The sequence below is a fragment of the Halomonas tibetensis genome (genome assembly GCF_042643535.1).
In the GTDB taxonomy this organism is placed as follows: domain Bacteria; phylum Pseudomonadota; class Gammaproteobacteria; order Pseudomonadales; family Halomonadaceae; genus Halomonas; species Halomonas tibetensis.
The window spans coordinates 1-22960 of the sequence record NZ_JBHRSQ010000037.1 but is presented as its reverse complement, the minus strand read 5'-3'; the positions used below and the strand labels follow the sequence as shown (position 1 = coordinate 22960).

Sequence of the window (22960 nt, the reverse complement as noted above, 5' to 3'; positions counted from 1 at the left end):
CCCCATTACGGGGGCTGAAAATACCAAATAGTGATAAAAGAAATAATTATAATCACTTTGAGGTATATCTAACAAGACGGCGTCTCGCCTAGATGAATCATGACGCCATTTGCCAGCGTCGCAGCCGGCCGCTAACATCATCCGGCCAGGCACGCCTCGGCGTGCCGTGAATACGCTCGATGCAGCGCAACGAAACTGGAGAATCCCATGGACAATAACGTCGATGTCACCAACGCCAACTTCGAGCAGGAAGTCCTCAAGGCCGATACCCCGGTTCTGCTCAAATTCTGGGCTCCCTGGTGCGGTCCCTGCAAGGTGATGGCACCGGTGGTCGACGAGGTCGCCGAGGAGCGCAACGGCAACCTCAAGGTCGTCAGCGTCAACGTGGACGATGCCCCGGAGATTGCCGCCGAGCAGGGTGTGCGAGGTGTGCCCACCGTCATGCTGTTCAAGTCTGGCTCCAAGGTCGCCTCCCTGGTAGGTGCCCAATCCAAGTCACAGCTGACGCAGTTCATCGACCAGAACGCCTGATCGCCAGGCACGTCAGTTTGAAAATCGCCCCGGCAAAGTCCGGGGCGATTGCGTTTTGGGTTCACTTCCTGGCTGAGCCAGCCTCGTTTTCTTCGCTATTCCGCTCCGAAATGGGGCGGTCTGCTTCCTCCAACGGCTGGTCGTCACCCGGGCCCAACAGGTGCGCGATCCAACGCGTCTGGGGGTGGCTATCCAGGGCGATCTTCAGCGTCATGGTCAGCAGCACCGAGAGCAACATCCCCGCGGCACCAAAGATCCAGCCCCACACCACCAGCGACAGGAAGGCGATAAAGGTCGAAAGCCCCAGGGCCCGGCCCATCCAGCGCGGCTCGACAATGTTGCCGAGCACAAAGTTGATTCCCAGGTAGGCGCCTGACAGCAGCAAAGCCTCGACCAGCCCTCCCCCGGGCGACACCAGCAGCAGCAGCACCGGCGGAATGGCGGCAATGGCGGAGCCGATATTGGGAATATAATTCAGGGCGAAGGCCAGCACGGCCCACAGCAGCGGGAAGTCGACTCCCACCAGCAGGCAGGCTATCCACACCAGCACTCCGGTCACCAGGCTGATCAGAGTCTTCACCGCCAGGTAGCGCTTGAGCGTGCGGCTGAACTCGTTGAAGCGCTCGAGGCTCGGCGCCGGATTTCTCAGCGCGCGAGAAATCTTGTCGCGCAGGTTGAGCGTCTCAAAAAGCATGAAGACCACCAGCAGGGTGACCATCACGCTCTGCATCAGCAGATTGCCCAGTTCACCCAGCAGTCCCGGCACCTCAGCGCCCAACTGTTCCACATCGAGGAGTTCGACGAGACGGTCGGGATCGATAGCCAACCCCATCTTCGCCAGGCCATCGAACAGCCCGAGATAATAGTCGTAGAGCTTCTCCTCGATCCCCGGCAGTGCCTCCGTAAAGGTTCCGAAGCTGTTCACCAGCAGCAGGCCCAGCAGCGACAGCAGTCCGCCAATCACTACCAGGGTGAGCCAGACGGCCAGACGAAGGCTCAGCCCCAGACGGTTCAGCCACTGCACCGGAGGGGTACAGACCAGGGCGATGAAGATCGCCAGCATCAGCGGCACCAGCAGGCTGGCGCCGGCCTTCATGCCGGCCACAATCACCACCAGCGCGGCCAGGCCGAGAGTGAGATTGAGCGGGATGATGCTCGAGGTATCCGGTTCATGCTGAGACATAGTAAATTCCTGTGTTACCTGGCAAGCCTTCATCATGCTCTTGCGCATTGCCAGCAACAATTTTGAAAAATCACGAGGCCATGCTCAAAAACGCTCTTGAAAACATAGCGCGACGCGGCACCGGGAACCTTTGCAACGGGCCTGCCTCGAAGCTGCGTGGCATACCGCCACGTCATTACCGCAAGGAGGCCACCATGATACTGTTTCGCCCCGCCAGACTGCTGCTTGGCAGCCTGCTCCTGGCCACTCCCCTGCTGGCGAACCAGGCGCTGGCCGAGGCCGAGCCTCCGCGCCAGCTTCACGTGCAGGCCGAAGCCACGCTATCGGTAGTCCCGAACCTGGCCACGCTCAGCGCTAGGCTCTGGGAGCGCACGCCCGCTTTGTCTCAGGAAGAAGAGAGCGGCGGCGACCCCGAGGCGCTGCGTGAGGCCCGCGAACGACTCGAAACCCGCGCCAGCGAGCTGATTCGCACCCTCGAGGCCGCCGGTCTCGAGCGCGACGCCATCAGCGCCGGCTCCCTGGCCGTGCAACCGGAGCGCCTCGCCGGCAGCCGACTGGAAAATGGCGAGCGCGAGATCCTCGTGCGCACGCGCCTTGAGCGCCCTTTGCGCGTCCAGGTCGACGATCTGGCACAACTGCCGGACCTGCTCGACGCCCTGACCGAAGCCGGTGTCAACGCTCTCGATGGCGTCGCCTATGATCTCGCCGACCGAGATGCCGCCACCGACGAAGCGCTGGTCAAGGCGCTGGAAAAGGCCCGTCACAAGGGCGCACTGATGGCAGACACTCTGGGCATCTCCTTGGGTGCTGTCGCCAGCGTCAGCGAGACCCGCATGCCGGTGTTCCAGCCGCGCATGCTGGCCATGGCCGCAGACGCCCGGGAAAGCGCCCCCCAGGCCGAGTACCGCCCCGGCACCATCGATATCGAGGCCGGGGTCAGTGTCAGCTGGGACATCGAGTAGCGCGAGGTCACGAATGGCGCCTGCAGGACTTGCAGTGCCGGCGTTTAGAGGTTGATCACCTCGACGCCGCCCATATAGGACTGCAGCGCCGCAGGCACGCTAATGGAGCCATCGGCGTTCTGGTAGTTCTCCAGCACCGCCACCAGGCAACGCCCCACGGCCAGGCCGGAGCCGTTCAGCGTGTGAAGCAGCAGCGGCTTTTTCTGTTCCGGGTGGCGAAAGCGGGCCTGCATGCGACGTGCCTGGAAATCCTCGCAGTTGGAGACAGAGGAAATCTCGCGGTAGGTGCCCTGACTGGGGATCCACACCTCCAGATCGAAGGTCTTGGCGGCGCCGAAGCCCATGTCACCGGTACACAAGGTGAGGACGCGATAGGGCAGCGCCAGCGCCTGGAGAATCGCTTCGGCATGGCCGCGCATCTCCTCCAGGGCATCGTAGCTGGTGGCCGGGTCGACAAGCTGCACCATTTCCACCTTGTCGAACTGGTGCTGGCGAATCATGCCGCGGGTGTCACGGCCGTGGGAACCCGCCTCGGAACGGAAACAGGGCGTATGGGCGGTGAGCTTCACCGGCAGCGACCTGTGGTCAAGGATCTCGTCGCGAGCGAAGTTGGTCAGCGGCACCTCGGCGGTGGGGATCAGGTGATAGCCGCGCTCGTCATCCAGGCGAAACAGATCCTCGCCGAACTTGGGGAGCTGGCCGGTGCCGCGCAGCGAAGCCTCGTTGACCATGTAGGGAACGTAGCACTCCTCATAGCCGTGCTCGAGAGCCTGCTTGTCCAGCATGAATTGGGTCAGCGCGCGGTGCATGCGGGCGATGGGACCGCGCATCACCGCGAATCTCGCCCCGGTGAGCTTGGCGGCCAGATCGAAGTCCAGGTCGCCCTTCACCGCACCGAGATCAACATGGTCGAGCACCTCGAAATCGAACTCACGGGGTGTGCCCCAGCGGTGCAGTTCGACGTTGTCCTCCTCGCTCTTGCCCTCGGGCACGCTCTCGTGGGGAAGATTGGGCAGGCCGCTCACCACGTCATCCCACTCGGCCTGCACCTCGGCCAGGCGAGTCTTGGCGGCGTCGAGTCGATCGCCCAGATCGGACACCTCATCGAGGAGAGGCTGAATGTCCTCCCCCGCCGACTTGGCCTTGCCGATCGTCTTGGAGCGAGTATTGCGCTCGTTCTGGAGGGACTCGGTCTCGGCCTGCAGCTCGCGGCGCCGGGACTCCAGCGCCTCGAGACGGTCGGTATCGAGGACAAAACCTCGTTTGGCCAGTCGTTGGGCGACCGCATCGAGGTCGCTGCGCAGCAGTTTGGGATCGAGCATGGCATCCAGTCCGTTGCAGTCGGTGAAGGTGGGGCAAACAGGGCGCCCATTGTAGGCAAAAGGCCGCAGGGGCGCCACGCGCCCGCCGCGATGACCGCTCCAGCCCGCCCCAAAGCGTCCCCGCGGGATGCGCCTCACCGCCCTGACGCGGTAAAGTAGCATGACTCCCTTCTTCCCACGACAGAGTGCCATGATCGCAAGACTGGACACCGCCGACGCCGTCACCACCGCGGGGCTCACCGCGTCCTGTTCCAAGCCCTATCTCAGCTTTCTCGAGGCCCTGCGCGAAGCAGGCTTCGAGGGTGAGATCGCGCCGGACTTCGCCGCCCGCACGGTGCAGGCCACCGACAACTCCATTTATCAGCGCCTTCCCCAGGCGGTGCTCTACCCGAAGCACGCCGAGGATCTCGAGCGCCTGGCCCGGCTGGCCGCCAAGCCCGAGCACCGCCGAGTCGTGCTCACCCCCCGCGGCGGTGGCACCGGCACCAACGGCCAGTCGCTGACCGACGGCCTGGTGGTGGATGTCTCTCGACACATGAATCATATTCTCGACATCGACGTGAAGAACCGTCGGGTTCGAGTGCAGGCCGGCGTGGTCAAGGACCAGCTCAACGCTGCGCTGAAGCCCCACGGGCTCTTCTTCGCCCCGGACCTCTCCACCTCCAACCGCGCCACCATCGGCGGCATGATTTCTACCGATGCCAGCGGCCAGGGCAGCTGCGAGTACGGCAAGACCCGCCACCACGTGCTGGCGCTTGATACCGTGCTGCTGGGCGGCGAGCGGCTCGAGAGCCGCCCCGTGGAGCACGGCGAGCTGGCGACGCTGTGTGAACGGGACGATGCCACCGGCCGCGCCTACCGCACCGCCCGGGAGATCATCGACACCCAGGGGGAGCTGATAGCTGCCACTTTTCCGCCTCTCAACCGCTGCCTGACCGGCTACGACCTGGCGCACCTGCGCGACGACCATGGCCGTCTCGACATGAACAGCCTGCTGTGTGGCTCAGAGGGGTCGCTGGGGTTTCTCAACGAAGCGGTGCTCAACGTGCTGCCTATCCCGAAGCACTCCACCCTGGTCAACGTGCGCTACGCCGGCTTCATGGACGCCCTGCGCGATGCCAATGCCCTCATGGCGAGTGATGCGCGCCCCACCTCCATCGAGACGGTGGACGACACCGTGCTGATGCTGGCCATGGACGACTTCGTCTGGGACAGCGTGGCGGAGTTCTTTCCATCGGGCGGCGAGACGCCGGTGCGCGGCATCAATCTGGTGGAGTTCAACGACGACGACCCCGAGCGGTTGGCCGACCGAGTCGCGGCCTTCTGCCGCCACCTGGAGGCGGACGCCAGCGTTCAGCGACTGGGCTTCACATTGGCCAAAGGCCGGCCGCAGATCCAGCGGGTCTATGCCATGCGCAAGCGCGCGGTGGGGCTACTGGGCAATGCCAAGGGCGAAAAGCGTCCGATTCCCTTTGTAGAGGACACCGCGGTGCCGCCGGAGCATCTGGCCGACTTCATTGCCGAGTTTCGCGCCGCCCTGGACGTCCGGGGTCTGGAGTACGGCATGTTCGGTCACGTGGATGCCGGGGTGCTCCACGTGCGCCCAGCCATCGACATGAAGGACCCAAAGCAGGAGCGGCTGATCCGCGAGGTCTCCGACGAGGTGGCCGAGCTAACCCACAAGTACGGCGGCCTGCTGTGGGGCGAGCACGGCAAGGGGGTGCGCTCGGAGTACGCTCCGAAGTTCTTCGGTGAGCTCTACCCCAGTCTGCAGCGGGTCAAGGCGGCCTTCGACCCCCACAACCAGCTCAATCCCGGCAAGATCGCGACTCCGTTCTCTATCACGCCCGACGCCGCGGGTACTGGTTCTACCCCGCCCGCCGCCGCGGGTACTGGCTCTCCCCCGCCCGACGCCGGTGACGCTGCCGAGGCAGAACCGGTCAGGTGGGTCGACCCGGGCCTGCTGGCCATCGACGGCGTGCCTACCCGCGGCCAGTTCGACCGCACCATCGACGAGAAGGTCTGGCAGGCCCATGCCGCCACCGTCTACTGCAACGGTAACGGCGCCTGCTACAACTACGATCCCAATGACGCCATGTGCCCGTCGTGGAAGGCTACCCGCGACCGCATCCACTCCCCCAAGGGTCGTGCCAGCCTGATCCGCGAGTGGCTGCGCCTGCAGGGCGAGGCCGGCATCGACCTCGTCGAGGAATCGAGAAAGAAAAAGGCCGAGGGTGCCTGGGGCTTCGCGAAGCGCTTCCCCAGGCGCACCCTCAACACCCTGCGCCGCAGGCGCGAGGCGGACTTCTCCCACGAGGTCTACGACGCCATGGCCGGCTGCCTGGCCTGCAAATCCTGCGCAGGCCAGTGCCCCGTGAAGGTCAACGTGCCCGACTCGCGCTCGCAGTTCCTGGAGGTCTACCACGGCCGCTACCTGCGACCGCTGCGCGACTATCTGATCGGCGGCACGGAATTCATGTTGCCGGCGCTATCGCGCATCGCGCCGGCCTATAACGCCTTGATCGGCAACCGCCTGGTGGATCGCCTGCTGGCCGGTCCCGTCGGCATGGTCGACAGCCCCAGGCTCTCCCGGGCCCGCCTGACGAAGCAGCTCGATGCCTGGGGCGTGGCCCGGGCGACGCCGACGTCACTGGGCCTGCTCACCGAAGCGCAGAAAGCCAGAAGCGTGGTGATCGTGCAGGACGCCTTCACCAGCCACTTCGAGGCCAAGCTGGTGATGGATATTGTCGAGCTGCTCAGCCGCCTGGATGTGCGGGTCTTCGTGGCGCCCTTCTCGCCCAACGGCAAACCGCTGCACGTGCAGGGCTTCCTGGGCGCCTTCGAGCGCACGGCGAGCCAACAGGCGAATCGGCTGCGGACCCTGGCCGACTTCGGCGTGCCGCTGGTGGGTATCGACCCGGCCATGACCCTGACCTACCGCCAGGAGTACGTGAAGGCGCTCGGCCCGGAGGCCATCCCCGAGGTGCTGATGCTGCAAGAGTGGCTGGTGACTCGCTCACAAACCCTGGCGAGTCATCTCGCCCCCAGCGGCCAGAGTCTGGATGCCCCCGGCTTCAAGCTGCTCTCCCACTGCACCGAGACCACCAACGCCCCGGGCAGCCCCAAGGCGTGGCAGCAGGTGTTCGCCGCCTTCGGCCTGGAGCTTACGCTGGTCAACACCGGCTGCTGCGGCATGTCCGGCACCTATGGCCATGAGGCGCGCAACCTCGATACCTCTAAGACCATCTATGCCCAGTCCTGGCAGCCCGTGGTGGAGGGAGAGGCCAACGCGGGGAAGCTCCTGGCCACCGGTTACTCCTGCCGCAGCCAGGTCAAGCGCCTCTCCGGCACCGCCCTGCCCCACCCGCTGCAGGGGCTGCTCGAGGTGCTGCGCCGGGCGGGCTGAGCCCAAGACGCAAGCGCCCACCGGGGAAACTTCCGGTGAGCGCACTCTCCAACAGGAGGCGATGCCATGAACCGCACCCTGATTGTGATCGGCCTGATCATCATCGCTGTGGGTCTGCTCTGGCCCTGGCTTTCGCGTCTGCCGCTGGGTCAGCTACCCGGCGACATCGCCGTTCGCCGCGAGAATTTCTCGTTCTTCTTTCCCGTCACTACCATGATTATCGTCAGCGTGGTGCTGTCGGGGCTACTCTGGCTGCTCAACCGCTAGCCATCCCGGAGCCGTCATGCCTGGATCCCGCCTCCCCCTGTTGCTGACCCTTACCCTGGGTCCTGTCGCCCTATCCAACGCCCAGACACCCGAGACCTCAGGCGGCGAGGCCAACACCCTGCCCACCATCACCATCAGCGCGCCGCGACTGGAGCGCAGCCTGTATGACACGCCCGCCGCCGTCTCCGCCCTGACCCGGGGCGACATCCAGCAAGGCCAGCAGCGGGTGCGCCTCGACGAGGCGCTGACCCTGGTGCCCGGGCTCTTCCTGCAGAACCGCGACAACTTCGCCCAGGGCCAGCGCATCGCCAGCCGCGGCTTCGGCGCCCGCGCGCCCTTCGGCATCCGCGGACTGCATATCCGGGTCGATGGCATCCCCTACACCCTGCCGGACGGCCAGGCACAGATCGATGCCGTGGACCTCGATAGCGCGGAGCGCATCGAGGTGATCCGCGGCCCCGCCTCGGTGCTCTACGGCAACGCCGCCGGCGGCGTGCTCGACATCACCACCGGCGACGGCAGCGAGATGCGCCGCTCGCCGGTGCTGCGCGTGCAGGGCGGCAGCCACGACTACCGCAAGGTGGCGCTGCGCCAGGGCGGCGAAAGCGGTCGCTGGGTGCACAGCGTCAGCCTGTCGGCACTGGACTTCGAGGGGTATCGGGCACAGAGCGCCGTGGAGAAGCGACTACTCAACGCGCGGCTCAGCTACCGCCTGGACGACGAGCGCACCCTCTCGGCGCTGGTCAACCTGCTGGATATGCCCACCGCCCAGGACCCCGGCGGCCTCACCGCCGAGGAAGTGGCAGCAGATCGCCGACAGGCAGCGCCGGCCGCCGGCCCCCTGGACAGCGGCCAGAGCGTCGAGCAGCAGCTGCTGGGCCTGCACTTCGAGGATCGCGATATGGCCGGCGGCGAGCTCAACGCCCGGGCCTTTGCCAGCCGCCGCGACTTCGAACAGCAGCTGCCCTTCCCCGGCAATAGCCTGGTGGACTACGAGCGCTACTACTACGGCGGCGGCGTCGACTACACGCGCACGGAGACCCTGGCCAATCGCCCCCTGCGCTATGTGACCGGCGTCGAGCTCGGGCGCCAGGAGGACGACCGAGGCCGGCGCTCGGTGACACCCCAGGGCGTGGTCACCGCCGAGACCGCCGACGAGCAGCAGAATGCCACCGCCGCCGGCGTCTTCCTGCAGGCGGAGCTGGGCCTCACCGACGACCTGGAGCTCTCCGCCGGGGTCCGCCACGACCGGGTGCGCATGACCATCGATGACCGCTTCCTCGCCGACGGCCGTGACGACAGCGGCGAGCGCACCTTCCACGAATGGACCGGCAGCCTGGGGCTGAGCTATCGCTACCACCCCGAGCACCAGGCCTATGCCAACGTCGGGACCGCCTTCGAGACCCCCACCTTCACCGAGTTCGCTCGCCCCGATGGCGGCGGCGGGTTCAACCCCCAAGTGGCGCCCCAGCAGGCGCTCAATCGCGAGGTCGGCCTGCGCGGGCGCTTCCCCAACGGGCTGCGCTACGACCTGGTGGCCTTCTCGGTGCGCGTGGACGACGAGCTGGTGCCCTTCGAGGCCACCGACGGACGCACCTTCTACGAGAACGCCGGCCGCACCTCGCGAGACGGCATCGAACTGGAGCTGGACTGGAACCTGTCACTGGCCTGGCGCTGGACCAGCGCCCTGACCCTGGCCGACTACCGCTTCGACCGCTTCAGCGATGGCGAGGCCGACGTGGCCGGCAATCGCCTGCCCGGCCTTCCCCGCCGGCAGTGGAACAACCGCCTGACCTGGTACGGCAGCGGCGAGCGCTTCGCCACCGCCGAGGCCCTATATACCGGCGCGTTCCATGCCGACAACGAGAACCGCGTGGAGGTCGATGACCATTGGCTCTTCAACCTGCGCCTGGGCGATGCCTGGCGGCTGGGAGATGGCGACACCCGGCTGGGCGCCCACCTGGGGGTGCGCAACCTCTTCGACGAGACCCACTTCGCCAACGTCCGCATCAACGCCAACGGCGGGCGCTACTTCGAACCGGCGGCGGGCCGCACCTTCCATGCCGGGATGGAGCTGAGTTTCTAGACGTTATCCGAAACCTGAGGGGGGTCGGGTAACGGCTGTTGCGATGGTACGCTTTACCCTCCTCAAAACCCTGGCTCAAGGAAGATCGCATGAAATATCTCGGTGCCCACGTCAGTGCCGCCGGCGGGCCGGATAAAGCCGTGCTGCGCGCGGTGGAGATCGGCGCCGATGCCTTCGCGCTGTTCACCAAGAACCAGCGCCAGTGGAAGGCGAAACCGCTCACCGATGAGGCCATCGAGGCTTTTCGCAGCGCCTGCCGAGAACACGGCTTCGGCCCGGAACAGATCCTTCCCCACGACAGCTACCTGATCAACCTCGGGCATCCCGAGGCCGAGGGGCTCGAAAAATCCCGCGCCGCCTTTCTGGTCGAATTCCAGCGCTGCGAGCAACTCGGGCTGGGTCTGCTCAACTTCCATCCCGGCAGCCACCTGAACAAGATCAGCGAACGCGAATGCCTGAGCCGGATCGCCGACTCCATCAATCGGGTGCTGGCCGAGACCCGTGGTGTCACCGCGGTGATCGAGAACACCGCTGGCCAGGGCACCAACCTCGGCTGGCGCTTCGAGCACCTGGCCGAGATCATCGACCAGGTCGACGACAAGTCTCGGGTCGGGGTCTGCATCGATACCTGCCACGCCTTCGCCGCCGGCTACGACCTGCGCACACCCGAGGCCTGCAGCGCCACGCTGGATGAATTCGACAGGGTCGTGGGCGTCATGTACCTGCGCGGCATGCACCTCAACGACGCCAAGAGCGAGTTGGCCAGCCGCGTCGATCGCCACCACAGCCTGGGCCAGGGGAATATCGGTCTCGACGCCTTCACCACCCTCATGCGCGACCCGCGCATAGACGAAATCCCCATGATATTGGAGACTATCGCGCCCGAGATCTGGGCCGAGGAGATCGCCTGGCTGCGTGCCCAGCAGCAATAACAATCTATTGAACGACCCTGTTGAACGACGCTTCAGCTGCGAGCAGCAGCCATCGCGGCCCCGTTGAGATCCACGCCCAGAAAGCCTCCCGACTGGCGCCGCCACAGGGCGGCATAGAGGCCGTCTTTGGCCAGCAGTTCCCCGTGGGTGCCGCTCTCGACGATCTGGCCCTCGTCGAGCACCACCAGGCGGTCGAGCATGGCGATGGTCGACAACCGGTGGGCGATGGCGATCACCGTCTTACCCTCCATCAGCGTATAGAGCTGCTCCTGGATCGCCGCCTCCACTTCGGAGTCCAGCGCCGAGGTGGCCTCGTCCAGCACCAGGATGGGCGCGTTCTTGAGCAGCACCCGAGCAATCGCGATGCGCTGGCGCTGGCCGCCGGAGAGCTTGACCCCGCGCTCGCCGACGTGGGCATCCAGCCCGCGCCGTCCCTGCACGTCGACCAGGTCATCGATGAAGCCATCGGCGTGGGCGCGCCGCACCGCCTCCCATATTGCCGCTTCACTGGCATGCGGACTGCCGTAGCGGATGTTGTCGCGCAGCGAACGATGCAGCAGCGAGGTGTCCTGGGTCACCATGCCGATCTGCTGGCGCAGCGAGGTCTGGGTCACCCGGGCAATATCCTGACCGTCAATCCAGATACGCCCCCCCTCCAGGTCATAGAAACGCAGCAGCAGGTTGGCCAGGGTCGACTTGCCCGCGCCGGAACGACCGATCACCCCGACCTTCTCCCCCGGCGCGATGGTCAGGCTCATGCCGTCGAAGACCCGCCTCGGCTCTCCACCGAAAACCGGGGGCGCCTCGCCGTCCGGCCGCGCATAGCCGAAGCACAGGGCGTCGAAGCGGATCTCGCCCTGCGATACCTCCAGCGCTCGGGCATCCGGCGCGTCCTTGACCTCCGGCTCGCGGGCGATGGTGTTGATGCCGTCCTGCACGGTGCCGATGTTCTCGAACAGCCCCGCCACCTCCCACAGGATCCAGTTGGACATGAAGCGGATACGCATCACCAGGGCGATGGCCACGGCGATTACCCCGAGTGATACCGCTTCCAGGTACCAGGCGCCGATGGCGATGGCCGCCACCCCGGCCAGCAGCAGCGAATTGAGCAGCGTCAGGCTCACCGTCAGCTGGGTGGCCAGGCGCATCTGGCGGTGCACCGTGTCCATGAAGCCCTCCATGGCATCGCGGGCGTAATGCTGCTCGCGCTCGGTATCGGCAAACAGCTTGATGGTCTGGATATTGCTGTAGCTGTCGACGATGCGCCCGGTCATCCGCGCCCGGGCGTCGGCCTGTTCCATGGAGACCTGACGCAGGCGCGGTACAAACACCTTCATGATCGCGATATAGCCCACCAGCCAGACCACCAGCGGCAGCATCAGCCATGGCTCGGCGCTCCCCATCAGCAGCATGGCACCAATGAAGTAGACGACCACATAGACCAGCAGGTCCATCAACTTCATCACCGTCTCGCGAATCGCCAGCGCCGTCTGCATCACCTTCTGGGAGACCCGGCCGGCGAACTCGTCCTGGTAAAACGCCATGCTCTGGCCGAGCATGTGCCGGTGCGCCAGCCAGCGTCCGATCATCGGATAGTTGCCGAAGATGCTCTGGTGAGTGATCAGCGACTGCAGCAGCGTCACCAGCGGCAGGCCGATCACCACCAGTGCCGCCATGCCGGCCAGGCGCCAGCCGTATTCGACGAAGAAGCCCTCGCGCTCGGCCGTCGCCAGCCAGTCGACCAGTTCGCCCATATAGCTGAAGAACAGCACCTCGACGGCCGATACCAGCGCGGTGAGCAGCGACATGACGATCAGCAGCGGCAGCACCGGCCTCGAGAAATGCAGGATAAACGCCCCCAGCCCACGCGGCGGCGTCTCGGGCTCACCGGACGGATAGGGATTCACCAGGGTTTCGAAGAAGCGGAACATCACATCACCGGTTGTCTGAAGGGCGACTGGCAGGGGAGTCGGCGCTAGTCCCCTGCGTCTACCGGATAACACCCACCACTGGCGTTGAATCCAGGGGTGAAAAAACCCGCATCTAGAAGAACAGCCGCCTGAGCGCCTCACCAGGGTCGGCCTCGCGCATGAAGGCCTCGCCCACCAGGAAGGCATTGACATCGTGTTCCCGCATGCGCAGCACGTCCTCGCGGACATGGATACCGGATTCGGTGACCACGGTGACGCCCGCAGGAATGCGCGGCAGCAGAGCCAGCGTGGTGTCCAGGGTGGTATCGAAGGTGTGCAGGTCGCGGTTGTTGATGCCCACCAGGGCGAGATCCAACGTGAGCGCCCGCTCCAGCTCTTGAGCGTCGTGGACCTCCACCAGCACGTCCATGCCCAGCTCCACGGCCTGGCGGTGCAGGTCGGCCATCCTGGCGTCGTCCAGGGCGGCAACGATCAGCAGGATGCAGTCGGCGCCGATGGCGCGCGCCTCGCTGACCTGATAGCCGTGGGTGATGAAATCCTTGCGGATTACCGGCAGGTCACAGGCGTCGCGGGCCTCGATCAGATAGTCCTCATGGCCCTGAAAGAAGTCAGCGTCGGTGAGCACCGAGAGGCAAGCCGCGCCGCCGGCGGCGAAGCTGGCGGCAATCTCGTCGGGGCGGAAATCCTCGCGGATCACCCCCCGGGAAGGCGAGGCCTTCTTGACCTCGGCGATCACCGCCGGATCACCCTCAGCGATCAGGCGGTTCATGGCCGAAATAAAACCCCGCGGTGCGCTCTGCTCGGCGGCCAGGCGCAGCAGCTCGGCCTCGGACACGGCGCGGGAGCGCTCTGCCACTTCTTCGTCCTTGCGCTGGAGGATGCGGGTCAGAATGGTGGGGGTCGCCCCCGGTGATGCGCTCATCGGTTAACTCCTAGTCAGGATGCCCAGAGTCGGGATGCCCAGAGACGGGATGCCCAGAGACGGTATGTGCAGAGAGAGGGGGCGCTCACTGCAGGAAGACGCGGGTAAAGTTGGCCAGTTCCCGGAGCTTCTCCAGGGGCAGCTTCGAGGCCTGGGCGTCCTGGGCCAGGGCCGCGCCCTCCTTGAGGCTATCGGCCACACCTGACACGTAGAGCGCCGCGCCGGCATTCAGCGACACGATATCCGCCGCCGGCCCTTCGCCTACCAGGGCTTGTTCCACCAGGCGCAGGCTATCTTCGGCGGACTGCACACGCAGCGTGTCCAGCGACTGACGGGCAATACCCATCTCCTCCGGGGTGATGACGTACTCGTGAACCTCGCCGTCCCGGAGTTCGGCCACCAGAGTCGGCTGGGCCAGGGAGATCTCGTCCAGGCCATCCTCGGCGTGCACCACCAGCACGTGGCGGCTACCCAGGCGGCGCAGCACATCGGCCATCAGCGGCACCAGCGCCGGGTCATAGACCCCCAGCACCTGATTGGCAGCGCTGGCGGGGTTGGTCAAAGGCCCCAGGATATTGAACAGGGTGCGCACGCCCATCTCGCGTCTCGGCCCCACGGCGTAGCGCATGGCGGGGTGGTGATTGGGCGCGAACATGAAGCCCACCCCCACCTCGGTGATGCAGCGCGCCACCTGCTTGGTGTCGAGGTCGAGGTGGATACCGGCCACGGCGAAGAGATCGGCGCTGCCCGACGACGAGGACACCCCGCGGTTGCCGTGCTTGGCCACATGGCCGCCGGCGGCGGCCACCACGAAGCTCGCCGCGGTGGACACGTTGAACAGGTTGGCGCCATCGCCGCCGGTGCCGACGATATCCACCACGTTCTCGAGCCCGGCCGGCAGCTGCACCGGCTTCATCAGCTCGCGCATCACCTGGGCGGCGGCGCTGATCTCCTCGGCGGTCTCGCCCTTCATGGCCATGCCCATCAGGAAGGCGGCAATCAGCGCATCGCTGGTCTCCCCGGTCATGATCTGGCGCATCACCTCATGGCTCTCGGCGAAGTTCAGGTTCTCGCGGCGCATCAGGGCGCCGAGGGCATCTCGCATCTGCATTGTCGGTCTCCTCGACGCAGGCTCGGCTCAGCGGCGCCTACGCATGACGTTTCAAAAAGTTGGCCAGCAGCTCATGGCCCTGGCGGGTGAGGATCGACTCGGGGTGAAACTGCACCCCCTCCACGTCGAGTTCGCGGTGGCGCAGCCCCATGATCAGCCCCGGGGTGACGTCGTCGTCATCGGTCCAGGCGGTCACTTCCAGGCACGCGGGCAGCGAGTCCCGAGCCACCACCAGGGAGTGGTAGCGGGTCACCTCCAGCGGGTCATCGAGCCCCTCGAACACCCCCACTCCGGCGTGGCGGATGGCCGAGGTCTTGCCGTGCATGACCTGTGGCGCGCGCACCACCTCACCCCCATAGACCTGGCCGATGGCCTGGTGGCCCAGGCAGACCCCGAGAATCGGTAGCTTCCCGGCGAAGTGGCGGATGGCCGCCATGGAAACACCCGCCTCGTTGGGAGTGCAGGGCCCCGGTGAGATCACCAGGTGCGTCGGCGCCATGGCCTCGATCTGATCGAGGGTGATGGCGTCGTTGCGGTGAGTCTCCACCTCCGCGCCCAGCTCGCCAAGGTACTGCACCACGTTGAAGGTGAAGCTATCGTAATTGTCGATCATGCAGACTTTCATGGGTCGTCTCTCCGGCGCCTTGGCTATTCGAGGTTGTCCAGGCCGCGCTCGGCCATGGCCACGGCGCGGAACAGCGCCCGCCCCTTGTTGAGGGTCTCCTGCCACTCCATCTCGGGCACGGAGTCGGCGACGATGCCGGCGCCGGCCTGGACGTGCAGCTGGCCATCCTTGATCACCGCGGTGCGAATAGCGATGGCGGTATCCATGTTGCCGTGCCAGGAGAGGTAGCCTACCGCCCCGGAATAAATGCCGCGTTTGACCGGCTCCAACTCGTCGATGATCTCCAGCGCGCGGATCTTGGGCGCACCGGAGACGGTGCCCGCCGGAAAGGTGGCGCGCAGCGCGTCCATGGCGGTCAGCCCCGGTTTGAGCCGACCGGTGACGTTGGAGACGATATGCATGACGTGGGAGTAGCGCTCCACCGCCATTTCCTCGGTGACCTTCACCGAGCCGGTCTCGCTGATGCGACCGACGTCGTTGCGACCGAGGTCGATCAGCATCAGATGCTCGGCGCGCTCCTTGGGGTCGGCCAGCAGCTCCGCCTCCAGCGCCCGGTCCTCCGCCTCATTGCGTCCGCGTTTGCGGGTGCCGGCGATGGGCCGCACCGTCACTTCGCCCTCCTCAAGGCGAGTCAGGATTTCCGGCGAGGAGCCGGCCACCTGGTGGTCCCCCAGATCGAGGAAGAACATATAGGGCGACGGGTTGAGGCTGCGCAGCGCCCGGTAGAGGTCCAGGGGGGCGGCGCGATAGGGAATCGACATGCGCTGGGAGGGCACGCACTGCATGACATCGCCGGCCAGCACGTACTCTTTGATGGTCTCTACCGCGGCCTTGAAGCCCGACTCGGTGAAGCCGGAGGTAAAATCACCCTCCTCTATGGCAGCGCCGCCGGTGCCGGGGCTGATGGTGTTGAGAGTGGCGCTGCGCAGACGAATCTCCAGTTCTTCCAGCCGTTGAGTGGCCCGGTAATAGGCCTCGGGCTCGGCGGGGTCAGCATGGGTCCATAGCGCCAGGCGCCCGGAAAGGTTGTCGAAGACCACCAGCTCGTCGCAGACCATCAGCAGGATATCGGGTACGCCCAGCGGGTCGGACTTGGCCGCAGCCACCTCGCTACGCAGGCGCGGCTCGATGTAGCGGATAGTCTCGTAGCCGAAGTAGCCCACCAGGCCGCCGTCGAAGCGAGGCTGGTCATCCAGGCGTGGCACCTTGAAGCGCGCTTGGAACTGCTCGATCCAGGCCAGCGGGTCTTCCACCTCGGCAGCGCCCTGCAAATCGTCATCCACGTAGTGACGCACAGTAAAGCCGCGCACCTCGATACGCTCGCGGCTGGGCAGGCCGATGATCGAGTAGCGCCCCCACTTCTCGCCGCCCTGCACGGACTCCAGCAGAAAGGTCCAAGGGGCATTGGCCAGTTTGAGGTAGGTAGAAAGCGGCGTGTCGAGGTCGGCCAGCACCTCGCGGGTGACCGGGATACGGTTGTAGCCGGCGTCGGCCAGCTCGCGGAAGCGTTCGGGAGTCATCATGCCCGGGAATCCTCGGTGTTACGGGTTGGCAATGGGCGCAGGGCGGCGCAGATCAGCGGGGGCAAGCACCGCGGTTCACGATGGAAAAAACATCACCATCGCCAGCCGCCGCGGAGAGGCGAGCGGGTCGGTGAGTCGGCGGCGGCCAAGGGGCCGCCGATGGCAAAGCGGGTGTCTGGCTGGGTGCGGCTTTTCATCGAGAGGCTTCCACTGCTTATAGCAATAACATATTGATAAGGCCGCGCTTATAGCAATACCCAAAATCACGTTAAACGAGTTCCGCGAGCGATTCAACCACGCCATCCGGGTCGGTCTGGCGCACCGGCTCGCCATGGTTGTAGCCGTAGGGCACCGCCAGGGTACGAAATCCTGCTGCCTTGCCCGCGGCAATATCGTGGCGCGAGTCGCCCACCATCAGGCAGGCCCCGGTGGCCACCTCGAAGTGAGCCGCCACGTGCAGCAGCGGCGCCGGATGGGGCTTTTTCTCGGGCAGGCTGTCTCCGCCCAGGCAGAGCGAGAAATGCTCGGCAATTCCCAGGCCCTCCAGCAGCGGGGCGATGAAGGCATGGGGCTTGTTGGTCACCAGCACCAGAGTAAAGCCGCGGCCGCGCAGGGCATCAAGACACTCCCGCGCGCCGGGATAAAGCCGGGTATTGGCGCCTGGGTCCCGTCCGTAGAGCGCGAGAAAGGCCGCATGGGCGCGCTCCAGCAGGCCTGTTGCCGGATCAGACTTGCCGCTACCGGCAAGGATCGAATAACACAGCGCTCGCTCCATCAGCACAAGCGAGCCGTTGCCGACCCAGTCGCGCACCCTGGCCTCGCCGGCGGCCGGAAAGCCCAGCTCGGCCAGGGCGGCGTCCACGGCCAGGGCCAGGTCTGGCACCGAATCGATCAGGGTGCCGTCCAGGTCGAAGGCCACCAGTTCGATGTCAACGAGAAGGGGGTGCATGCGCTCTCCTTACTGTTCTTGATCGCCCAGCACAGTCTGGCGTCTCGCCAGCCAGGAGCGCTTGCGTGTCGCCGACAGCCGCTTGATCTCGGCCTCGAGCCGCAGTGCCTCGCCCTGAGTGCCCACCGGTTCCCGGTGACGCAGACTCAGCGGCCCTTTGCCGCGCAGCGCCTTGGCACCGCGGCCGGCGGCGTGCTCGGCCAGGCGTCGCTCGACGTCGGTGGTGATGCCGGTATAGAGGGCACCCCCCGACGTCTCCAACAGATAGAGGTGCCACACCGGCAGCGCAACCTCGGGGCGCGGTTCCCTCACGGCGTCAGCGTACCCCGGCCAGCTGGGCGCGAAAGTCGCGAATCACGCTGTCGTAGCGGTGCGGGTCGGCGGCGTTGCGGCCCTTGAACACCGCCGAGCCAGCCACAAAGGTGTCGGCGCCGGCGCGGGCCACCTCTGCGATATTGTCGACCTTCACCCCGCCATCGACCTCCAGGCGAATGTTGCGGCCGGAGGCGTCGATGCGTCGACGCGCCTCGCTCAGTTTGTCCAGGGTGCCCGGCAGGAAAGACTGGCCACCGAAGCCGGGGTTGACGCTCATCAGCAACACCATGTCGACCTTGTCCATCACGTAGTCAAGATACGACAGCGGCGTGGCCGGGTTGAACACCAGGCCCGACTGGCAGCCGCCGTCGCGGATCAACTGTAGGGAGCGGTCGACGTGGTCCGAAGCCTCGGGGTGGAAGGTGATGATGCTGGCCCCGGCATCGATGAAGTCACCGATCAGCCTATCCACCGGCTTGACCATCAGGTGCACATCGATGGGTGCCGTCACGCCATGCTTGCGCAGCGCCTCGCAGACCATGGGCCCGATGGTCAGGTTGGGCACGTAGTGATTGTCCATCACGTCGAAGTGCACGATATCGGCACCGGAGGCCAGCACGTCATCCACCTCGGCGCCCAGGCGCGCGAAATCGGCGGAAAGGATCGAGGGAGCAATCAGGAAGTCGCGTGTCGCATCGGTCATGGGAAGGTCCAGGCGGTCGCTTGCAGAGAGAGCGCATTCTAGCAGAGCCGCCGCACAACGGCAGCGCGGCGGGCGCTGGCCCCTTTGCACAGGCATAGTTCAAAATAGAATAAAAAATACCTTTGTAATTACCAATAGTCGCATTTAACCTCTCGGCATTGCCCACCGATTGTCGGAGTAACCCCATGACCCTGCGTCCTCTCTTCCAGCGTTCTCTGCTTGCCATCGCCCTGGGCGCCGGTATGGCCGGCCCGGCCCTGGCAGCCGAGCGCGAACTGCTCAACTCCTCCTACGATATTGCCCGCGAGCTGTTTTCGGCCATCAACCCCGATTTCATCGCTCACTGGCAGGAGAACCAGGGCGAGGAGGTGGCCGTTCAGCAATCTCACGGCGGCTCCTCTGCCCAGGCTCGGGCCATCATGCAGGGGCTGCGCGCCGATGTGGTGACCTACAACCAGGTCACCGACGTTCAGGTGCTGGCCGACGACGGCCTGGTGGCGGATAACTGGCAGGAGCAGCTGCCCAACAACGCCTCGCCCTATTACTCCACCACCGCCTTTCTGGTCCGCAAGGGCAACCCCAAGGGCATCGAGAGCTGGGATGACCTAAGCGGCGAAGGAGTAGAGATCGTCTTCCCCAACCCCAAGACTTCCGGCAACGGCCGCTACACCTACCTGGCCGCCTGGGGCTTCGCCGACCAGCATTTCGACGGTAACGAAGAGCAGATCCAGGACTTCATGCGTACCTTCCTGCGCAACGTGACGGTGTTCGACACCGGCGGCCGCGGCGCCACCACCAGCTTCATCGAGCGCGACCTGGGCGATGTGTTGATCAGCTTCGAATCCGAGGTCAACAACATTCGCGGGGAGTACGGCAGCGACGACTATGAGGTGATCGTGCCGCCGATCAGCATCCTGGCCGAATTCCCGGTGGCGGTGGTAGCGCCCAACGCCGAGCGCAACGGCACCCAGGACCTGGCCCAGGCCTACGTGGAGTATCTCTACAGCGAAGAAGCCCAGCGGACGCTGGCCGGCTTCAACTACCGCGTCCACCACGAGGCGGTGGTCGCGGAGTTCGCCGATCTCTTTCCCGCGACCGAGCTGCTGCGCGTCGAGGACGTCTTCGGCGGTTGGGACCAGGCCATGGAGACCCACTTCGGCAGCGGCGGCCTGCTCGACCAGCTGCAGCGCCGCTGAGCCTTCCCGCCGGTAGGAGACGAGACACGCCAATGAGCACCCGAGCCCTCCCCTTCGCCATCGGCCGCGCCCCCAAGCGGGTGCTGCCAGGGTTCGGCCTCTCCCTGGGGGTGAGCCTGCTGTTCATCTCCCTGGTGCTGCTGCTGCCGATGACCGGCCTGTTCGGCCAGCTGGCCGGGCTAAGCCTGGCCGAGTACTGGGCAATCATCAGCAACGGCCGGGTGGTGGCCAGCTACACGGTCACCATCGGCGCCGCCGCCGTGGCAGCGCTGGTCAACGGTGCTTTCGGGCTGCTGTTGGCCTGGGTGCTGGTGCGCTATGAGTTTCCCGGCAAGCGCCTGCTCGATGCCTTGATGGATCTGCCTTTCGCCCTGCCCACGGCGGTTGCCGGTATTACGCTCGCCACCCTCTATTCCAGCAACGGCTGGATGGGCCGGCTGCTGGAGCCGCTGGGCCTGGAGGTGGCCTACACCTGGGTGGGTATCGCCCTGGCCATGGCCTTCACCAGCATTCCTTTTGTGGTACGTACGGTGCAGCCAGTGCTGGAGGATATGCCGGTGGAGGTGGACGAGGCCGCGCTGACCCTGGGGGCCAACGACGGCACCGCTTTTCGCCGGGTGATTCTCCCCCACCTCTGGCCGGCACTGGTGACCGGCACGGGCCTGGCCTTCGTGCGCTCGCTGGGCGAGTTCGGCGCCATCATCTTCATCGCCGGCAACATGCCCTATGAGACCGAGATCACCGCACTGATGATCTTCGTGCGCCTGCAGGAGTACGACTATGCCGGCGCCTCGGCCATCGCCTCGGTGGTGCTGTTCGTCTCACTGGCGATGCTGCTGGCCATCAACATCTGGCAGGGGCGCTTCATCAAGCGCCTTCATGGAGGAGGCGGCTGATGCAACGTATCGGTGATGCTCCAGCGGTGCGCCGGGGCCTGATCCTGGCCGCCGTGGCCCTATCAGCACTGTTTCTGCTGCTGCCACTGGTGGCGATCTTCGCCCAGGCCTTCGCCCAGGGCGTGGCGGTGTTCTGGACCAATGTCAGCGACCACTACACTTTGCGCGCCATAGGACTGACGCTATTTATCAGCTTGCTGACCATTCCCGTCTGCCTGGTATTCGGCGTGGCCCTGGCCTGGCTGGTGACTCGCTTCCAGTTCCCAGGCCGTCGCGTCTTGCAGACCCTGATCGACATTCCCTTCGCGGTATCGCCGGTGGTGGCGGGCCTGATCTACCTGCTGCTCTATGGTCGCAACGGCTGGCTGGGCGGCTGGCTCGACGGCCACGACATCCAGCTGATGTTCGCATGGCCTGGGATCCTGATGGTGACCATCTTCGTGACCTGTCCCTTCGTCGCCCGGGAGCTGATCCCGCTGATGCAGGCCCAGGGCTCTCGGGAAGAGGAAGCCGCCGTGACCCTCGGCGCCCCGGGCTGGACGATCTTTCGTCGAGTGACCCTGCCCAATATCCGCTGGGCGCTGCTCTACGGGGTGATCCTCACCAACGCTCGGGCCGTGGGCGAATTCGGTGCCGTCTCGGTCGTTTCCGGCGCCATACGCGGCCAGACCAACACCCTGCCGCTGCACCTGGAGCAGCTCTACCAGGACTACAACACCGTGGGGGCCTTCGCCAGCGCCGCTCTGCTGGCCCTGATCGCCCTGCTCACCCTGGCCGCCAAGGCCGGACTGGAATGGCGCGCTGCGCGCCAGGAGGCTCATCCATGAGCATTCGCCTGCACAACATCGGCAAGCACTTCGAGACCGGACGCCAGCGCACCCGGGCGCTGGAGCCGGTGAACCTGGACATCCACGACGGCGAGCTGATCGGTCTTCTCGGCCCCTCAGGCTCCGGCAAGACCACCCTGCTGCGGATCATCGCCGGGCTGGAGACCGCCGACCCGGACAGCGGTGCGAGGATACTCTTCGGCGATCGGGACGTGACCGACCTGCACGTGCGCGACCGACGCATCGGCTTTGTCTTCCAGCACTATGCGTTGTTTCGGCACATGACGGTGTTCGACAATGTCGCCTTCGGGCTGACCGTGATGCCGCGCAAGCACCGACCTTCGGCGGGCGAGATCCGCGTTCGGGTTCATCGTCTGCTGGAGATGGTGCAGCTCGAACAGCTTGCTAACCGCTATCCGGCACAGCTCTCCGGCGGCCAGCAGCAGCGGGTGTCGTTGGCACGCGCCCTGGCGCTGCGTCCCGACGTGCTGCTGCTCGATGAACCTTTCGGTGCCCTGGATGCCAAGGTACGCCAGGAGCTCCGCCGCTGGCTGCGACACCTGCATGACGAGCTGGGCTTCACCAGCCTCTTTGTGACTCACGACCAGGAGGAAGCTCTGGAGCTCTCCGATCGGGTGGCGGTGATGAGTAACGGGCGCATCGAGCAGATCGACACGCCGGAAGCGGTCTACCGCGAGCCGGCCAACCGTTTCGTATTCGAGTTCCTGGGTGATGTAAACCATCTGGAGGGCGAGGTACGCGACGGCGTGCTGACCTGCGGCGAGGCACGTCTCTCGGTGGAGCTGCCGGACGGTCCCGAAGAGCTACTCCTGCGGCCTCACGAGGTGCACCTGGTGGATACGCCAACGCCTGAGGCCCGGCTGCCGGTGACCGTTACCGCCATCTCCCCGGTGGGGGCCGAAGTGCGCGTGGAGCTGGCCGCGGACTGGCTGGGCGAACCCTGGCTGGCCACGGTGCGTCACGCCGACTACGAGCACCTGGATCTGCAGCGCGGCCAGCGGCTATACGCGATTCCGCGTCGCTGGCGCCGCTTCAGCGGTCACGTCAGTCAGCAGCGCCAGCCCACACCGGCCTGACACTTGGGCCGCGTCCGACACCTCATCGAGGAATGGTTCGGACCAGGCCCGGCGGTCTCAATGACCAAGTGCAACACGTAACCCATCAGGTACGGTGTTGCCATGACCTACTGCTACAGCCATCTCACTGCTGAAGACCGAGCCGCCATCATGATGATGCGAGCCACGCACTCGAC

Annotated in this window: 20 protein-coding genes; 10 read left to right on the top strand and 10 right to left on the bottom strand. The window is 65.7% G+C overall.

Features of this window, described 5'->3' with window-relative positions; translation table 11 throughout:
• Nucleotides 1-207: 207 nt before the first annotated feature.
• The gene (gene trxA, locus ACFODV_RS15525; protein ID WP_379761052.1) at nt 208-531 is read left to right on the top strand and encodes a thioredoxin; all 324 of its coding nucleotides are present in this window, start codon (nt 208-210) and stop codon (nt 529-531) included.
• Nucleotides 532-592: 61 nt separating this feature from the next.
• On the opposite strand, the gene ACFODV_RS15520 is transcribed toward trxA, so the two are convergent.
• The gene (locus ACFODV_RS15520; RefSeq protein ID WP_379761050.1) at nt 593-1714 is read right to left on the bottom strand and encodes an AI-2E family transporter; all 1122 of its coding nucleotides are present in this window, start codon (nt 1712-1714) and stop codon (nt 593-595) included.
• 194 nt (nt 1715-1908) lie between these two features.
• On the opposite strand from ACFODV_RS15520, the gene ACFODV_RS15515 reads away from it, so the two are divergent.
• Nucleotides 1909-2676 (top strand): SIMPL domain-containing protein, encoded by a 768-nt coding sequence (locus ACFODV_RS15515; protein ID WP_379761048.1) that lies wholly within the window; start codon nt 1909-1911, stop codon nt 2674-2676.
• 44 nt (nt 2677-2720) lie between these two features.
• On the opposite strand, the gene serS is transcribed toward ACFODV_RS15515, so the two are convergent.
• A complete protein-coding gene (serS, locus tag ACFODV_RS15510; RefSeq protein ID WP_379761074.1) occupies nt 2721-3998 on the bottom strand; it encodes a serine--tRNA ligase in 1278 nt (425 codons plus the stop codon).
• A gap of 190 nt (nt 3999-4188) precedes the next feature.
• Here serS and ACFODV_RS15505 point away from each other — a divergent pair, with 190 nt between their 5' ends.
• From ACFODV_RS15505 to nfo, 4 genes are all read left to right on the top strand, one after another.
• Nucleotides 4189-7404: an FAD-binding and (Fe-S)-binding domain-containing protein gene (locus ACFODV_RS15505; RefSeq protein ID WP_379761046.1), complete on the top strand. Its 3216-nt coding sequence runs from the start codon at nt 4189-4191 to the stop codon at nt 7402-7404.
• A gap of 66 nt (nt 7405-7470) precedes the next feature.
• Entirely contained in the window at nt 7471-7671 is a 201-nt protein-coding gene (locus ACFODV_RS15500) for a DUF2905 domain-containing protein (RefSeq protein WP_379761044.1), read from the top strand.
• A gap of 16 nt (nt 7672-7687) precedes the next feature.
• Entirely contained in the window at nt 7688-9757 is a 2070-nt protein-coding gene (locus ACFODV_RS15495) for a TonB-dependent receptor family protein (RefSeq protein WP_379761042.1), read from the top strand.
• An 89-nt stretch (nt 9758-9846) separates the two neighbouring features.
• Complete coding sequence (gene nfo, locus ACFODV_RS15490) at nt 9847-10689, top strand: deoxyribonuclease IV (RefSeq protein ID WP_379761040.1); 843 nt, start codon at nt 9847-9849, stop codon at nt 10687-10689.
• 32 nt (nt 10690-10721) lie between these two features.
• Here the strand turns inward: nfo and ACFODV_RS15485 are convergent, their stop codons facing one another.
• From ACFODV_RS15485 to rpe, 8 genes are all read right to left on the bottom strand, one after another.
• Nucleotides 10722-12620, bottom strand: a complete 1899-nt coding sequence (locus ACFODV_RS15485; RefSeq protein WP_379761038.1) for an ABC transporter ATP-binding protein — start codon at nt 12618-12620, stop codon at nt 10722-10724.
• Nucleotides 12621-12732: 112 nt separating this feature from the next.
• Nucleotides 12733-13542 carry an indole-3-glycerol phosphate synthase TrpC gene (trpC, locus tag ACFODV_RS15480; protein ID WP_379761036.1) on the bottom strand — a complete coding sequence of 270 codons (810 nt, stop codon included), beginning with the start codon at nt 13540-13542 and terminating at the stop codon, nt 12733-12735.
• An 85-nt stretch (nt 13543-13627) separates the two neighbouring features.
• Complete coding sequence (gene trpD / locus ACFODV_RS15475; RefSeq protein WP_379761034.1) at nt 13628-14653, bottom strand: anthranilate phosphoribosyltransferase; 1026 nt, start codon at nt 14651-14653, stop codon at nt 13628-13630.
• Nucleotides 14654-14690: 37 nt separating this feature from the next.
• Nucleotides 14691-15278: an anthranilate synthase component II gene (locus ACFODV_RS15470; protein ID WP_379761032.1), complete on the bottom strand. Its 588-nt coding sequence runs from the start codon at nt 15276-15278 to the stop codon at nt 14691-14693.
• Nucleotides 15279-15301: 23 nt separating this feature from the next.
• Nucleotides 15302-16798: an anthranilate synthase component I gene (trpE, locus tag ACFODV_RS15465; protein ID WP_379761072.1), complete on the bottom strand. Its 1497-nt coding sequence runs from the start codon at nt 16796-16798 to the stop codon at nt 15302-15304.
• A 271-nt stretch (nt 16799-17069) separates the two neighbouring features.
• Nucleotides 17070-17750: a phosphoglycolate phosphatase gene (locus ACFODV_RS15460; RefSeq protein WP_379761030.1), complete on the bottom strand. Its 681-nt coding sequence runs from the start codon at nt 17748-17750 to the stop codon at nt 17070-17072.
• Between the two features lie 9 nt (nt 17751-17759).
• Nucleotides 17760-18062 carry a GIY-YIG nuclease family protein gene (locus ACFODV_RS15455; protein WP_379761028.1) on the bottom strand — a complete coding sequence of 101 codons (303 nt, stop codon included), beginning with the start codon at nt 18060-18062 and terminating at the stop codon, nt 17760-17762.
• A gap of 4 nt (nt 18063-18066) precedes the next feature.
• Nucleotides 18067-18768, bottom strand: coding sequence for a ribulose-phosphate 3-epimerase (gene rpe, locus ACFODV_RS15450; protein ID WP_379761026.1), 702 nt, complete (start codon nt 18766-18768; stop codon nt 18067-18069).
• A 185-nt stretch (nt 18769-18953) separates the two neighbouring features.
• Here rpe and cysP point away from each other — a divergent pair, with 185 nt between their 5' ends.
• Genes cysP through ACFODV_RS15430 form a run of 4 tightly spaced genes read left to right on the top strand, consistent with a single transcriptional unit; the run spans nt 18954 to nt 22784 of the window.
• Nucleotides 18954-19964: a thiosulfate ABC transporter substrate-binding protein CysP gene (gene cysP, locus ACFODV_RS15445; RefSeq protein WP_379761024.1), complete on the top strand. Its 1011-nt coding sequence runs from the start codon at nt 18954-18956 to the stop codon at nt 19962-19964.
• Between the two features lie 32 nt (nt 19965-19996).
• Nucleotides 19997-20860 carry a sulfate ABC transporter permease subunit CysT gene (gene cysT, locus ACFODV_RS15440; protein WP_379761022.1) on the top strand — a complete coding sequence of 288 codons (864 nt, stop codon included), beginning with the start codon at nt 19997-19999 and terminating at the stop codon, nt 20858-20860.
• Complete coding sequence (cysW, locus tag ACFODV_RS15435) at nt 20860-21687, top strand: sulfate ABC transporter permease subunit CysW (protein ID WP_379761020.1); 828 nt, start codon at nt 20860-20862, stop codon at nt 21685-21687. Before cysT ends, cysW begins: the two co-directional genes overlap by 1 nt.
• Nucleotides 21684-22784: a sulfate/molybdate ABC transporter ATP-binding protein gene (locus tag ACFODV_RS15430; protein ID WP_379761018.1), complete on the top strand. Its 1101-nt coding sequence runs from the start codon at nt 21684-21686 to the stop codon at nt 22782-22784. The genes cysW and ACFODV_RS15430 overlap by 4 nt, the downstream gene beginning before the upstream one ends.
• Nucleotides 22785-22960 lie beyond the last annotated feature (176 nt).